At 75.2% G+C, this 12,806-nt stretch carries 15 protein-coding genes; 8 read left to right on the forward strand and 7 right to left on the reverse strand.

Annotation, left to right across the window (positions count from 1 at the left end; genetic code table 11):
- Positions 1 to 254: 254 nt before the first annotated feature.
- On the forward strand, positions 255 to 506 hold the full coding sequence (locus tag I4I82_RS08725) for a WhiB family transcriptional regulator (RefSeq protein WP_075950692.1): 252 nt from the start codon (positions 255 to 257) through the stop codon (positions 504 to 506).
- A gap of 205 nt (positions 507 to 711) precedes the next feature.
- On the opposite strand, the gene I4I82_RS08730 is transcribed toward I4I82_RS08725, so the two are convergent.
- Positions 712 to 2,181, reverse strand: a complete 1,470-nt coding sequence (locus I4I82_RS08730; protein ID WP_218592079.1) for a sensor histidine kinase — start codon at positions 2,179 to 2,181, stop codon at positions 712 to 714.
- 63 nt (positions 2,182 to 2,244) lie between these two features.
- Here I4I82_RS08730 and I4I82_RS34905 point away from each other — a divergent pair, with 63 nt between their 5' ends.
- On the forward strand, positions 2,245 to 2,319 hold the full coding sequence (locus tag I4I82_RS34905; RefSeq protein ID WP_370467464.1) for a 50S ribosomal protein bL37: 75 nt from the start codon (positions 2,245 to 2,247) through the stop codon (positions 2,317 to 2,319).
- A gap of 87 nt (positions 2,320 to 2,406) precedes the next feature.
- Here I4I82_RS34905 and rsrA read toward each other — a convergent pair whose 3' ends face one another.
- Entirely contained in the window at positions 2,407 to 2,745 is a 339-nt protein-coding gene (gene rsrA / locus I4I82_RS08735; RefSeq protein ID WP_218592078.1) for a mycothiol system anti-sigma-R factor, read from the reverse strand.
- Positions 2,742 to 3,401: a sigma-70 family RNA polymerase sigma factor gene (locus tag I4I82_RS08740; RefSeq protein ID WP_218592077.1), complete on the reverse strand. Its 660-nt coding sequence runs from the start codon at positions 3,399 to 3,401 to the stop codon at positions 2,742 to 2,744. The genes rsrA and I4I82_RS08740 overlap by 4 nt, the downstream gene beginning before the upstream one ends.
- Positions 3,402 to 3,596: 195 nt before the next feature.
- Between I4I82_RS08740 and ybaK the strand changes: the two genes are divergently transcribed.
- Positions 3,597 to 4,070 (forward strand): Cys-tRNA(Pro) deacylase, encoded by a 474-nt coding sequence (gene ybaK / locus I4I82_RS08745; RefSeq protein ID WP_218592076.1) that lies wholly within the window; start codon positions 3,597 to 3,599, stop codon positions 4,068 to 4,070.
- 74 nt (positions 4,071 to 4,144) lie between these two features.
- Here the strand turns inward: ybaK and I4I82_RS08750 are convergent, their stop codons facing one another.
- Positions 4,145 to 4,750 carry an alpha/beta hydrolase family protein gene (locus I4I82_RS08750; protein ID WP_218595618.1) on the reverse strand — a complete coding sequence of 202 codons (606 nt, stop codon included), beginning with the start codon at positions 4,748 to 4,750 and terminating at the stop codon, positions 4,145 to 4,147.
- Positions 4,747 to 5,535: an SOS response-associated peptidase gene (locus tag I4I82_RS08755; protein WP_218595619.1), complete on the reverse strand. Its 789-nt coding sequence runs from the start codon at positions 5,533 to 5,535 to the stop codon at positions 4,747 to 4,749. The genes I4I82_RS08750 and I4I82_RS08755 overlap by 4 nt, the downstream gene beginning before the upstream one ends.
- Positions 5,536 to 5,600: 65 nt before the next feature.
- On the opposite strand from I4I82_RS08755, the gene aroA reads away from it, so the two are divergent.
- From aroA to I4I82_RS08775, 4 genes are all read left to right on the forward strand, one after another.
- Positions 5,601 to 6,857 (forward strand): 3-phosphoshikimate 1-carboxyvinyltransferase, encoded by a 1,257-nt coding sequence (gene aroA, locus I4I82_RS08760; protein WP_218594239.1) that lies wholly within the window; start codon positions 5,601 to 5,603, stop codon positions 6,855 to 6,857.
- A gap of 7 nt (positions 6,858 to 6,864) precedes the next feature.
- Positions 6,865 to 7,869: a ribosome small subunit-dependent GTPase A gene (rsgA, locus tag I4I82_RS08765; RefSeq protein WP_218594238.1), complete on the forward strand. Its 1,005-nt coding sequence runs from the start codon at positions 6,865 to 6,867 to the stop codon at positions 7,867 to 7,869.
- Between the two features lie 39 nt (positions 7,870 to 7,908).
- A complete protein-coding gene (locus I4I82_RS08770; RefSeq protein ID WP_218594237.1) occupies positions 7,909 to 8,715 on the forward strand; it encodes an SCO4651 family lipoprotein in 807 nt (268 codons plus the stop codon).
- A gap of 105 nt (positions 8,716 to 8,820) precedes the next feature.
- Complete coding sequence (locus I4I82_RS08775; protein ID WP_226369951.1) at positions 8,821 to 10,050, forward strand: FAD-binding domain-containing protein; 1,230 nt, start codon at positions 8,821 to 8,823, stop codon at positions 10,048 to 10,050.
- Between the two features lie 9 nt (positions 10,051 to 10,059).
- Here I4I82_RS08775 and I4I82_RS08780 read toward each other — a convergent pair whose 3' ends face one another.
- Both I4I82_RS08780 and I4I82_RS08785 read right to left on the reverse strand, forming a co-directional pair.
- Positions 10,060 to 10,566 carry a DUF6912 family protein gene (locus tag I4I82_RS08780; RefSeq protein WP_218594844.1) on the reverse strand — a complete coding sequence of 169 codons (507 nt, stop codon included), beginning with the start codon at positions 10,564 to 10,566 and terminating at the stop codon, positions 10,060 to 10,062.
- Positions 10,566 to 11,996: a WS/DGAT/MGAT family O-acyltransferase gene (locus tag I4I82_RS08785; protein ID WP_218595620.1), complete on the reverse strand. Its 1,431-nt coding sequence runs from the start codon at positions 11,994 to 11,996 to the stop codon at positions 10,566 to 10,568. Before I4I82_RS08785 ends, I4I82_RS08780 begins: the two co-directional genes overlap by 1 nt.
- A gap of 23 nt (positions 11,997 to 12,019) precedes the next feature.
- On the opposite strand from I4I82_RS08785, the gene I4I82_RS08790 reads away from it, so the two are divergent.
- On the forward strand, positions 12,020 to 12,790 hold the full coding sequence (locus tag I4I82_RS08790; protein ID WP_218594658.1) for a TrmH family RNA methyltransferase: 771 nt from the start codon (positions 12,020 to 12,022) through the stop codon (positions 12,788 to 12,790).
- The last annotated feature ends 16 nt before the right edge of the window (positions 12,791 to 12,806 follow it).

Raw genomic sequence — 12,806 nt, forward strand, 5'->3', positions numbered from 1 at the left:
ACGCATGGTCCGTCGGGAACCGGGTAACCGCGACCCGATGGGCGGGCGGAGGTTCACGCCCTTCGTCACGGACGATGCGGAGCAGTAACCGAACGTGTCGGATCTCGTTACGAAGGTGGGTGGAACCACTCACCGGAGTGGACCTTGACCCCTTGAAAGACGTACGCGCTCGTGAAACAATTCACAAGCGCGGAAACACCGTGACGGACGATCGGCGCGACCCCGATCGCGCAAGTACGAGGAGCAAAGCAATCATGGACTGGCGCCACCGCGCAATCTGCCGCGACGAGGACCCCGAGCTGTTCTTCCCCGTGGGGACGAGCGGTCCTGCGCTGCTCCAGATCGCCGAGGCCAAGACCGTATGCCGCCGCTGCCCCGTGGTCACCGAGTGCCTCACGTGGGCGCTCGAGAGCGGCCAGGACGCGGGCGTCTGGGGCGGCATGAGCGAGGACGAGCGTCGGGCGCTGAAGCGCCGCAACGCGCGCACCCGCGCTCGCACGGCCTGATCTCGGCGAAGCTGATCAGCGCAGCAGCAGTACCAGTACGACCGGAACCACCAGAAGTAGAAGACTCCCCCACCGAGGGCCCGAAGCCGGACTGCACCCGGCAACGGGCCCTCGGTCGTTCCACCGGGCGCACGCGGGGGCTGCTCCGGGTGGGGAGTCGGCGGCCCGCCAGTGCGACCTGCGTGCCGTCAACCACAGTCGTAGGCTAACGCCCCCGTAACGAGAGCCTGATGAGGGCCTCCGTTCCGCCCCCGGCCCTGGCCCGCACCTGCAGCGCGGAGTCGAGCTCCGAGTCGAGCAGGGTGCGCACGATCTGCAGCCCCAGGCCGTCCGCGGTCTCGACGTCGAACCCCGGCGGCAGGCCCACCCCGTCGTCGAGGACGCCCACGTCCAGCGTCGACGCGGTGCGCCGCGCCGTGACCACGACCTCGCCGGCCCGCCCGGGCTCGAACGCGTGGGCGAGCGCGTTGTGCACGAGCTCGGTGAGCACCAGCACGAGCGGCGTGGCGAGCTCGGCGGACAGCTCGCCGAAGCTGCCGTCGCGGCGCACCTTCGCCCGCGACTCGGCCGTGGCGCCGTCGCCGATGGCGGGCAGCACCTTGTCGACGAGCTCGTCGAGGTCGACGCGCTCGGCCACCGACGCCGACAGGGTCTCGTGGACCAGCGCGATCGAGTCGACGCGCCGCACGCTCTCCGCCAGCGCCCGGCGGGCCTCCGGGATCGCCGTGCGGCGGGCCTGCAGCCGCAGCAGCGCGGCGACGGTCTGCAGGTTGTTCTTCACCCGGTGGTGGATCTCCCGGATGGTGGCGTCCTTGGACAGCAGCGCCATGTCGCGCCGGCGCAGGTCGGTGATGTCGCGGACGAGCACGAGCGCGCCCGCCGCGTCGCCGCGCGGGCGCAGCGGCAGCGCGCGCAGCAGCATGACCGCGCCGCGGGCCCGGATCTCCATGCGCAGCGAGTGCCGTCCGGCCAGCGCCGACTCGATGCGCCCCGCGACCTCGGCGGCGTCGAACGGGTCGAGGACGAGCGCGCGAGTGGCGCGGTCGAGCGGCAGGCCGACGAGGTCGCTGGCGTGGCCCATCCGGTGGTAGGCCGAGAGCGCGTTGGGGCTGGCGTAGGCGACGAGGCCGTGGGCGTCGAGCCGGACCAGCCCGTCACCCGCCCGCGGGCTCGTGTCGGCGCCGGCGACGGTGGCCTTCGGCGGGAAGGTGCCGTCGGCGACCATCTGGCACAGGTCCGACGCGCTGCCCAGGTAGGCGATCTCCAGCGGGCTGGGCACGCGCGGCATCGCGAGGTTGGTGTCGCGCGAGAGCACGGCGACGACCGCGCCGCCGTGCCGCACCGGGATCGTCTCGGTGCGGACCGGCACCTCCAGGTGCCAGCGCGGGTCCTCGTCGCGGCAGATCCGGCCCTCGACGACCGCCCGGCGCAGCTGCGGGTTCTCCGCGACCGGTACGCGCCGGGCCACCATGTCCTCGCCGTGCGCGGTGGGGGCGGTGGTGGGCCGGGCCTGGGCGACGCACAGGAAGTCCGACTCCAGCGGCACCCAGAGCAGGAAGTCGGCGAACGACATGTCGGCGAGCAGCTGCCACTCCGCGACGACCCGCTGCAGGTGCTCGACGACGTCGCCGGCCAGCTGGGTGTGCTCGGCCAGCAGCTCGCTCAGGGTGGACACCGGAGGAAGTCAACCACGTGGGACGATGGGTCCAGCAGCCACGACCGTGTGAGGGAGGGAACCATGTCGAAGCGTGCACGCAAGCGCCGCGACCGCAAGAAGGGCGGCGCGAACCACGGCAAGCGCCCCAACACCTGAGACGCGATCAGCCGCAGAACCGACGATGCCGGGGCCCCCGCGGGGGCCCCGGCATCATCGTGCGTGCGGTGGTGATCGGTCGCGAGCTCAGTACGAGCGGCGCTCGACGCGCGTCGTGCGGACCGTGGTGGTCGTGCCCTCGGGGCCCGACTCGACGGTGACCTCGGCCTGCTCCAGGACCGCGGTGCGGATCTGCTGGCGCAGCTTGTCCTTGAGGCCCGCAGGGGCCTGCTCGCCGCCGCACTTGGTGGCCAGCAGGCGCTTGAGCTTCTCGTCGAGGCCGTACTCAGCGAGGCAGGGCCCGCACTCGTCGAGGTGCTTGGACAGCAGCGCGCGGCGCTCGCCGTCGCACTCCTGGTCGAGGAACAGCCAGACCTCGGCGAGGACCTCGGAGCAGTCGGTCTCGTGGTGGTCGCCGCAGCTCACGACTTCACCTCCTGGCCGCGCAGGAAGCCCCGCTCCCGCGCGGTCTCGGTGAGCATCTCGCGCAGCTGGCGCCGGCCCCGGTGCAGCCGCGACATCACGGTGCCGATCGGCGTGCCCATGATCTCGGCGATCTCCTTGTAGGCGAACCCCTCGACGTCGGCGTAGTACACCGCCATCCGGAAGTCCTCAGGCAGCGCCTGCAGCGCGGCCTTCACGTCGTCGTCGGGCAGCCCGTCGAGCGCCTCGGCCTCGGCCGAGGGCAGCCCCTTCGACGTGTGCTCGCCCGCCTGCGCGATCTGCCAGTCGGTGATCTCGTCGGTCGGCGACTGCAGCGGCTGGCGCTGCTTCTTGCGGTAGCCGTTGATGTAGGTGTTCGTCAGGATCCGGTAGAGCCACGCCTTGAGGTTGGTGCCGGCGCGGAACGTGCCGAAGGCGGAGTACGCCTTCAGGTAGGTCTCCTGGACGAGGTCCTCGGCGTCGGCCGGGTTGCGCGTCATGCGCAGGCCCGCGCCGTAGAGCTGGTCGATGAGCGGCATCGCGTCACGCTCGAAGCGCGCCATGCGCTCCTCGGGGGTCTCCGCCTCCTGGTCGACCACCTCGGGCTCGGGGGCCGCGTCGGTGACCGGGGCGGTGCGGTCGGACGTGCTGCCGGGCACCGTGCTCCTCTCGCGCCGGACCACGCGGGTCCCGGGGCCGGCCACCGGAGTGGTGACCGTACGACGGGACGAGCCTACGCGCCTCGTCGCGGAGCGGCCCGGTGATACCGGGGGGGAGTCCATCAGTGCGTGCGTCACGGCTCGTACAACACCCGCCCCCCGCCGGGTGATTCCCGCGCCGCTAGCGTCGCCGCCATGGCAGGCAGGGGAACCCCGGCGACGGCGCTGCTCACGAAGGAGCGGGTGGCGCACGTCCTGCACTCCTACGAGCACGGCTCCGGCCAGGCGTACGGGCCCGAGGCCGCGCAGCTCCTGGGGCTCGACCCGGCGCGGGTGTTCAAGACGCTCGTCGCCGAGGTCGACGGGAGGCTCACCGTCGCCGTGGTGCCGGTCGCGGACTCCCTCGACCTCAAGGCGCTGGCCGCGGCCGTCGGGGGGAAGCGGGCGCGGATGGCCGACGTCGCCGACGCCGAGCGCACCACCGGGTACGTCGCCGGCGGGATCTCGCCGCTCGGGCAGCGCAAGCGGCTGCCGACCGTCGTCGACTCCTCGGCGCAGGGGCTGGACACGATGTTCTGCAGCGCGGGGCGTCGCGGGCTGGAGGTCGAGCTGGCCCCGGCCGACCTGGCCCGCCTGGCCGGCGCGGTGTTCGCGCCGATCGCGACGTAGCCCGGCCGGGCCGGGGTGGGCGAACGGCACGTTCGTCCGGTGGGGTCGTGCGGGAGCGCCGTTCGCCCGACGGCTCAGAACCGCGCCAGCCAAGCGGTGACGGCGGCCCGCAGCAGTGGGTGCCCGGCCTTCAGGCCGTGGTCCCCGGGCAGGACCACCACCTCGCGGCCCGGTGCGGGGTCGGGCACGCCGAACGGGTCGTTCGCGCCCTGCACCACCAGCACCGGGACGGTCGGCGCGGCGAGCTCGGCGAGCCGGTGCTTCTCCGGGGTCCGCGGCGGCGCGACGGGGAACGCCAGGCACAGCACGCCGACCGCTCCCCCGGCCGCCGCGGTGCGGCAGGCCACCCGGGCGCCGGAGCTGCGGCCGCCGAACAGCAGAGGCAGGCCGGCCCGCACGTGCCCGACGACCGCCAGCCACGCCGTGTCGAGCTGCCCGGCGGGCGCCGGGGCGCGGCGACCGGCCACCCGGTAGGGCTGCTCCACGAGCACGACCGACACCCCGGCCCCGGTGGCCGCCGCGGTGGCCGACACCAGGTCGGGCGCGCCGACGCCGCCGCCCGCGCCGTGCCCGAGCAGCAGCACCGCGCGCGGGTCGGGCGCGTCGTGGCGGGTGAGGCGGGCGGGCCCGTGCGGGGTGTCGACCTCGACGGGAGCCGGGTCGGGCGGGGACGGCGTCATGCCGGGTTCGGGCCCGCCAGCAGGTCGAGCTGCAGGGGCTCCGGCACGTCCTCGAACGGCTCCAGCAGCTCGGGGCCGTTGTTGCGGACGCTGTTGACCTTCGGCGACACCGGCCGCAGCTCCAGCGCGCCGACCAGCTCGTCGGACGGCGGGGCGAGCAGCGCGGCCACCGACGGGTCGTCCGCGCCGACGTCGGGGTCGAGCCAGGCGTCCCAGGCCGAGGGCGGCAGCAGCAGCGGCATCCGGTCGTGGACCTGCGCCAGCACGCCCACCGCGGACGTCGTGAGCACCGAGGCCGTGACGAGCCCGTCGGGGTAGGCGCCCTCGGGGTCGTCCTTGGGCTTCCAGTACTCCCAGATACCGGCCATCGCGAGCGAGGAGCCGTCGGCGCAGTGGGTGTAGTAGGGCTGCTTGTGCTCGGGTCCCCGCTGCCACTCGTACCAGCCGTCGGCGGGCACCAGGCAGCGCCGCGCCTGCATCGCCCGCTTGAACGCCGGCTTCTCCGCGGCCGTCTCAGACCGCGCGTTGATCATGCGGGCGCCGGCCTTCGGGTCCTTGGCCCACGACGGCACCAGCCCCCAGCGCACCAGGCGCAGCGTGCGCTCGGTGGTGTCCGGGTCGGGCGTGCCGTCGGCGTCGCGCGGGTGGCGCTGCACGACCGCGACGATCTGCTTGGTGGGCGCGACGTTGTAGTCGGGCCGGGCCGCACCGTCCGTGGCGTCGACGGCGCGGAACTCGTCGGCGAGGTCGGTGGGGGCCTTGATCGAGGCGTAGCGACCGCACATGGGTCCATCGTGGCACCCCACCCCGACAGCCCGCCGACCGGAAGGAATGGGGGATCATGGGTGCCGTGAGCAGCCCCTGGACCGCCCCCGTCGCGACCGGCCCCGTCCGCGGCCGGGTCTCCGTGCCCGGTTCCAAGTCCGTGACGAACCGCGCGCTGCTGCTCGCCGCCCTCTCCGGCGGCGCCGCCTCGGTCTCCGGGGCGCCGGCCACGCGCGACACCGCGCTGATGGTCGGTGCGCTGCGGGCGCTCGGCGTGCCCGTCACCGTCGAGGGCGAGCACGTCGCGTTCGCGCCGTCCACGGGGCTGCACGGCGGCGACGTCGACTGCGGGCTCGCCGGCACCGTCATGCGGTTCGTGCCGCCCGCCGCGGTCCTCGCCGACGGCCCGGTCCGCTTCGACGGCGACCCGCGCGCCCGCGAGCGCCCGATGGGCACGGTGCTCGGCGCGCTGCGGGCCCTGGGCGCCCGGGTCGACGGCGACGCGTTGCCGTTCACCGTCGTCGGCACGGGCTCGCTGACCGGCGGCGACGTCGTCGTCGACGCGTCGGCGTCGAGCCAGTTCGTGTCCGGGCTGCTGCTGTCGGCGGCGCGCTACGAGAAGGGCGTCACCGTCCACCACGACGGGAAGCCGGTGCCGTCGCTGCCGCACATCGAGATGACGGTGGAGATGATGCGCACGGCCGGGGTCGAGGTCGACGACTCCTCGCCGAACACCTGGCACGTCGCCCCGGGCCCGGTCGCCGCGTGCGACTGGGCGGTGGAGCCCGACCTGTCGAACGCCTCGGTGTTCCTGGCCGCGGCCGCGCTGACCGGCGGCTCGGTCACCGTCGCCGGCTGGCCCGCGGGCTCCACGCAGCCCGGCGCCGAGATCCTGTCGGTGCTCGCGCAGGCCGGCTGCAGCGTCGAGCCCGGCCCGGACGGCATGACGGTGCACGGTCCCGACCGGCTCCAGGGCGTCGACGTCGACCTGCACGACGCCAGCGAGCTCACCCCAACCGTCGCCGCCATGGCCGCGCTGGCCGCCGGCCCGTCGCGGATCCGGGGCGTCGCGCACATCCGCGGCCACGAGACCGACCGGCTCGCCGCGCTGGCCCACGAGATCACCGCGGTCGGCGGCGACGTCACCGAGACCGAGGACGGGCTGGAGATCCGCCCGGCCCGCCTGCACGGCGCGCCGTGGGGCGCCTACGCCGACCACCGGATGGCCACGGCGGGCGCACTGGTCGGGCTCGTCGTGCCCGGCGTCGAGATCGACGACATCGGGTGCACGGACAAGACGATCCCCGACTTCCCCGGACGCTGGACGGCGCTGCTCGGGTGATGCGGGCATGAGCAAGCGGGAGTACGACGAGTCCGACGTCCGGATCCGCCCCGGGCGGCGGGGGTCGCGGCCGCGCACCAAGCAGCGCCCCGACCACGCCGACGCCGAGGGCGCGATGGTCACCCTCGTCGACCGGGGCCGCTGGACCTGCGCCCCCGACGGCGACAGCACCCGCCCGCCGGTCACCGCGATGCGCGCCCGCGAGCTGGGCCGCACGCCGATCGTCGTCGGCGACCGGGTGGGGCTGGTGGGCGACCTCACCGGCGACCCCGACACGCTGGCCCGCATCGTCCGCGTCGACCCGCGCGCCACGGTGCTGCGGCGCACCGCCGAGGACGACGACCCCTACGAGCGGGTCGTCGTGGCCAACGCCGAGCAGCTCGTCATCGTCACGGCGGTGGCCGACCCGGTGCCGCGCACGGGGTTCGTCGACCGCTGCCTGGTCGCCGCCTACGCCGGGGGCCTGTCCCCCGTCCTGTGCCTGACCAAGGCCGACCTCGCCGACGCCGAGCCGTTCGCCGCCACCTACCGCGAGCTGGACTTCCCCGTCGTCGTCACGCGCCGGGACCAGCCCCCGACCGAGCTGGCCGCGCTGCTCGCCGGGAAGGTGTCGGCGCTGGTGGGGCACTCGGGCGTCGGCAAGTCGACGCTGGTCAACGCGCTACTGCCGGGCGTCGACCGCGCCGTCGGGGTGGTGTCGGCCGTCGGCAAGGGGCGCCACACCACCGTCGCCGCGCTGGCGCTGCCGCTGCCCCGCACCGCCGACGGGAGCGACGGCTGGGTCGTCGACACGCCGGGCGTCCGGTCGTTCGGGCTGGCCCACGTCACCGCCGACGACGTGCCCGCCGCGTTCGAGGACCTGGCCGCCGCGATCGAGGACTGCCCCCGCGGCTGCGGGCACCTCGGGCCGCCCGCCGACCCCGAGTGCGCCCTCGACGCGCGGGTCGAGCAGGGCCTGCTCCGGCCGGCCCGCCTCGCTGCGCTCCGCCGGGTGCTCGTCGCTCTCCGATAACGGTTCGCTACGGTTCCTCGACCCTCTGGAGGCGCCGTCGTGGCATCGTCGTTGTCCCGCCTGCTCGCCGTACTGCTCGTCGCCGGTGCCGTAGCGGGGTGCGGCGGGGCCGAGCCGGCCCCGGCCGCGCTCACGCGCTACTACGACATCGGCGAGCTCATCACGGCCGTGTCGGCGCAGCAGCGCGTCGACGAGACGGCGCGGTTCACCCTGCGCGGGGAGCTCACCGGCGCGCAGGACGCGCGGCTGCGGTTCACCGGCGCGGGCGAGGTGCGGATCAGCGACGCCGACGTCGAGCTGGCGTTCACGCAGGTCGTCACGCAGTCGGGGGCCGACCCGCAGGAGACCGGCTTCGTGGTGCTCCCGGACGCGGTCTACCTGCGGATGCCCGCGGCCGGCGGCAACGACGACCGCCCGTGGGTCCGGGTCGACCCGAGCTCGACCGACCCCGCCGACCAGCAGATGATCGCGCTCGCGAACCAGCTCACCGAGCGGGCCGACCTCACCGTCACGCTCTCGCGCTACGCCGACGCCACGCTGGTCAGCGACGCCGTCGACGACGTCATCGGCGGCGACCCGGCGGTGCGCTACACGATCGTCACCGACCTCGCCCGCGCCGCGGCCACCACGACCGACCCGGCGCTGCGCGAGCAGCTCGAGCAGCAGGTCCGCTCGGGGCTGGACCGGATCACCTCGACGCTGTGGGTCGACGCCGCCCACCGCCCGCTGCGCAGCGCCGCCCGCCAGGAGCTGCCCGGGATCGGGACGCTGGTGGTCACGAGCAGCTACCGCGACTGGGGCCAGGCCGCGACGATCGCGCCGCCGCCGCAGGACCAGGTGCGCTGACGCGCCCGTGAGTGGCGATCGTGGCCCTGACCACGATCGCCGCTCACGAGCGCCGCAGGCGCCGTTCGCCGCGCGCGGGCCGCACGCCGCGCCGAGACTGGGGCCGTGCTGCTCCCCACCCCCGCGCCGGACACCGCATCCGCACCGGACACCGCCACCGCGTGGGTCCGCGCGCACCTGGCCGACCTCTGCCGCGACGAGCCCGTCGCCTCCCCCGCCTTCCGCGGCGGCCAGCAGGCCGCCGACACCGCCCTCGCGGCGCTCGACCTCACCGGCTACGCCGCCCGCCGCAACGAGGTGCTTCCCGTGGGGCGGCGCGGGGCGACCCGGCTCTCCCCGTGGATCCGGTACGGCCTCATCGACCTGCCGACGGCGTGGGCCGCCGCGGCGGACGCCCCCGCCCGCGACCGCACGAAGTTCCGCGACGAGCTGGCCTGGCAGGAGTACGCCCGCCACCTCTACGCGCGGGTCGGCCGGCGCACCGCCGCGGCGCTGCGGGCGGCCCCGGCGCGCCCCGCGCAGCCCTGGGACGAGCCGTGGCCCGCCGCGATGAACTGCGTCGCGACCTGCGTCGAGGAGCTGGAGACCGACGGCTGGCTGGTGAACCAGACGCGGATGTGGCTGTCCTCCCAGTGGACCGTGCGCGCCGGGGCCGAGTGGACCGAGGGCGAGGACCGCTTCTTCACCCACCTGCTCGACGGCTCGCGCGCGGCCAACCGCCTCGGCTGGCAGTGGACGGTCGGCGGCGGCACCGGCAAGCCCTACGGCTTCTCCCGCTGGCAGGTCCGCAAGCGCGCGCCCCAGCTCTGCCGCGACTGCGCCCTGCGCGACGCCTGCCCCATCGAGCACTGGCCCGCCGACGCCCCGCCGGAGCCCCGTCCCGAGCCCGACCCCCGCCTGCGCGCCGACCCCGACCCGGAGGCGACCGGCGGGCCGCGCGAGCCCGCCGGCGAGGGCGAGCCCGAGGCCGTCTGGCTCACCGCCGAGTCGCTCGGCGACGCCGACCCCGCCCTGGCCGCACACCCCGGCCTGCCCGCGGTGTTCGTGTTCGACGAACCGCTGCTCGCGCGCCTGCGGCTGTCGGGCAAGCGGCTGGTGTTCCTCGCCGAGACCCTGGCCGACCTGGGCACCCGCCGTCCGGTCGAGGTGCACCGGGGCACCGTGCCGGGCGTGCTGCGCGGGCGCGCGGTGGCCGTGACGCACGCCCCGGTGCCCGGGTTCCGCACCCGCGCCGCGGAGGTCGGGCCGGTCCGGGTGCACCCGTGGCCGTGGCTGTTCCGCCCGCACGCGGGGCCGGTCAGCTCCTACACGGCGTGGCGGAAGAAGGCCCGCTAGTCGCGGCCGCTAGTCCGAGAGCTCCACCAGGAACGCCACCTCGGACGGCGCGTACCAGGCCAGCTCGTGGTCCTCGGCCTCACCGATGAGGAACTCGGCGTCGAGGTCGCCCATGTCGGCGGCGTCGACCGCGGCCGCGGCCTGGCGCACCGCGTACTCGGCCTCCTCGGTGTCGACGTGGACCGCCGCCACCGCCGTCATCGGCACGCCGCCGGAGATGCGGACCGCGCCGTCGTCCAGGTCGGGGCGCAGCGTGGCCTCGACGTCGGCCGCCACCACCACCCGCCGGGCCGGGACGCTGTCCTCCCCCAGCCCGAACTCGACGCCGAGCAGCCGCAGCGACGCGCGCGCGGCCTCGGCCATCGCGGCGTACTCGAGCTCCTCCTCGTCGCCCGCGGTGTAGCTCTCCCGCAGCTTCGGGGTGAGCGCGAACGCCGTGCCCCCCAGCGGGTCGAGGCGGCCGTTCTTCACCATCCGCGCCAGTAGCGGCCACGTCGCCGGGATGTAGACCCGCATCAGCTCACCGTCCCCACGAGCTCGTCGAGCGCCTCGTCGACGAGGCCGGCCAGCACGTCGACGTCGGGCATGGCGTCGCGGTCGCCGTTGAAGCCGTAGTAGACACCACCGTCGTAGGAGGTCAGTCCGATGGCCAGTGCCTGCCCCTTCGCCAGCGGCACGACCGGGAACATCTCCAGCATCCGCGCCCCCGCCGCGTACAGCGGGAACTGCGGCCCGGGGACGTTCGTGACGACCAGGTTGAAGATCCGCTTCGACATCCCGCTCGCCGCGCGCGCCCCGAGCGCGTGCAGCGTGGGCGGGGCGAAGCCGCCGATGCGCACGAGCGTGTCGGCGCCGACGGAGTGCGCCGAGGCCGTGTGCTCCCGCATCGCGTGCGTGACGTGGTGCAGCCGCACCACCGGGCTGGGCTCGCCGACGGGCAGGTCGACGATGAACGACGACACGCGGTTGCCGAGCGAACCCGCCGTCGCGGTGCTGGGGACGTCGGCCTCGCCGCGCACCGACAGCGGCACCATCGCCCGCACCGTCGACGACGCCGTGACCGGCTCGCCGCGGGAGAGCAGCCAGTCGCGCAGGGCCCCGGCGACGACGCTGAGCACGACGTCGTTGACGGTGCAGCCGTGCGCGGCCCGCACGCGGCGGTAGTCCTCCAGCTCCGTGCGGGCGACGGCGAAGCGGCGCTGCGTGGAGATGTCGACGTTGAGCGGCGTGCCCGGCGCGCGCCGGCTGGCCGCGCGCGCCATCGAGAACACCTGCGCGAACCCGCCGGCGACCTTCCCGACGGTGGCGACGGCGTCACCGGCGGCGGCGACGGCGGTCTCCAGGACCATCCCGGGCCGGGCCACCGCCTCGGCCACCGCCCCCATGACGAGCTGCACGTCGGTGGGCTCGGGGCGCGGCATCCACAGCTCGGGGTGCCCGGCTCGGCCGTTGGTCGCGGACTCCTCGCTCGGCGCGGCCACGTCGAGGATGACCTGGCCGATGTCGATGGCGCTGATGCCGTCGACCATGGCCTGGTGGGTCTTGGTGAGGATCGCCGAGCGATCGCGCTCCAGGCCCTCCACCAGGTACATCTCCCACAGCGGGCGGGTGGGGTCGAGCGGGCGCGACACGAGCCGCGCCACGAGCTCGGTGAGCTGCTCGTCGGAGCCCGGCTTGGGCAGCGCGGAGCGGCGGACGTGGTAGGCCACGTCGAAGTCGACGTCGTCGACCCACACCGGGCGGGCGAGGTTGGCCGGCACGTGCCGGACCTTCTGCCGGTAGCGGGGCACGAGCGCGATGCGCTGCTCGACGAGGTCGACGAGCGCGTCGTAGTCGAAGCCGGACGGGGGCCGCTCGAAGATCGACACACCGCCGACGTGCATCGGCGTGGTCGGCTGCTCGAGGTAGAGGAACGAGGCGTCGAGGGGCGAGAGCCGGGGCGGCATGGGCCCGATCCTAGGCTGACGCCGTGCCTGACCCCCGTTCCCCGAAGACCCGATCACCGAAAGACGCCTTCATCACCGTCTACGGCCGCAAGCCCGTGCAGGAGGCCCTGGACGACCCGGACCTGCGCGTCGACAAGGTGATCGTCGCCGAGGGCCTGCGCGGCGAGCCCGTGCGCGCGATCCTCGACTCCGCCCGATCCCGCGGGGTGCCGGTGCAGCGCGCCACCGCCCACCGCGTCAAGGTGCTGGCCGGCAACGGGCGCCACGACCAGGGCGTCCTCGCCGACGTCGTCGCGCCGCGGATGGCACCGGTCGCGGAGTTCCTCGACGCGCTCGCCCCCGGCGCGCCCGCCGCCGTGCTCGTGCTCGACCGCGTCACCAACCCCGCCAACGTCGGCATGATCCTGCGCAGCGCCACGGCCGCGGGGCTCGACGGCGTGCTGCTCCCCCGCCGCGGCGTGCCCGCGATCGACCCGCTCGTCGTCAAGGCGTCGGCGGGGGTCGCGTTCCGGGCGCCGGTGCTGCGCTCGGGCACGGTCGAGGAGGGGTGCGAGGCACTGCGCGACGCCGGGTTCTCCCTCTACGGCCTCGACGCCGGCGGCGAGTCGCTGCTCGACGCGGAGCTCCCGCCGCGGGTCGCGCTGGTGCTGGGCAACGAGACCGACGGCCTGTCCGAGACGGTCGCGCCCCTGCTCGACGGCGTGCTGGCGATCCCGATGCACGGCGGGGTCGAGTCACTCGGCGTCGCGAGCGCGGGGGCCGTGGCCTCGTTCGAGCTGGCCCGGCGCCGGTAGCGGCACCTACCGTGGG

Origin of the sequence: Pseudonocardia oceani, from assembly GCF_019263585.2 — a bacterium.
GTDB lineage: Bacteria > Actinomycetota > Actinomycetes > Mycobacteriales > Pseudonocardiaceae > Pseudonocardia > Pseudonocardia oceani.

What these genes read in the sequence shown, in the direction of transcription:
- I4I82_RS08725 (WP_075950692.1), top strand. Translation starts at nt 255, where the DNA reads ATGGACTGGCGCCACCGCGCAATCTGCCGCGACGAGGACCCCGAGCTG.
- ybaK (WP_218592076.1), top strand. Translation starts at nt 3,597, where the DNA reads ATGGCAGGCAGGGGAACCCCGGCGACGGCGCTGCTCACGAAGGAGCGG.
- I4I82_RS08750 (WP_218595618.1), bottom strand. Translation starts at nt 4,750, where the DNA reads ATGACGCCGTCCCCGCCCGACCCGGCTCCCGTCGAGGTCGACACCCCG.
- I4I82_RS08755 (WP_218595619.1), bottom strand. Translation starts at nt 5,535, where the DNA reads ATGTGCGGTCGCTACGCCTCGATCAAGGCCCCCACCGACCTCGCCGAC.
- rsgA (WP_218594238.1), top strand. Translation starts at nt 6,865, where the DNA reads ATGAGCAAGCGGGAGTACGACGAGTCCGACGTCCGGATCCGCCCCGGG.
- I4I82_RS08780 (WP_218594844.1), bottom strand. Translation starts at nt 10,566, where the DNA reads ATGCGGGTCTACATCCCGGCGACGTGGCCGCTACTGGCGCGGATGGTG.
- I4I82_RS08785 (WP_218595620.1), bottom strand. Translation starts at nt 11,996, where the DNA reads ATGCCGCCCCGGCTCTCGCCCCTCGACGCCTCGTTCCTCTACCTCGAG.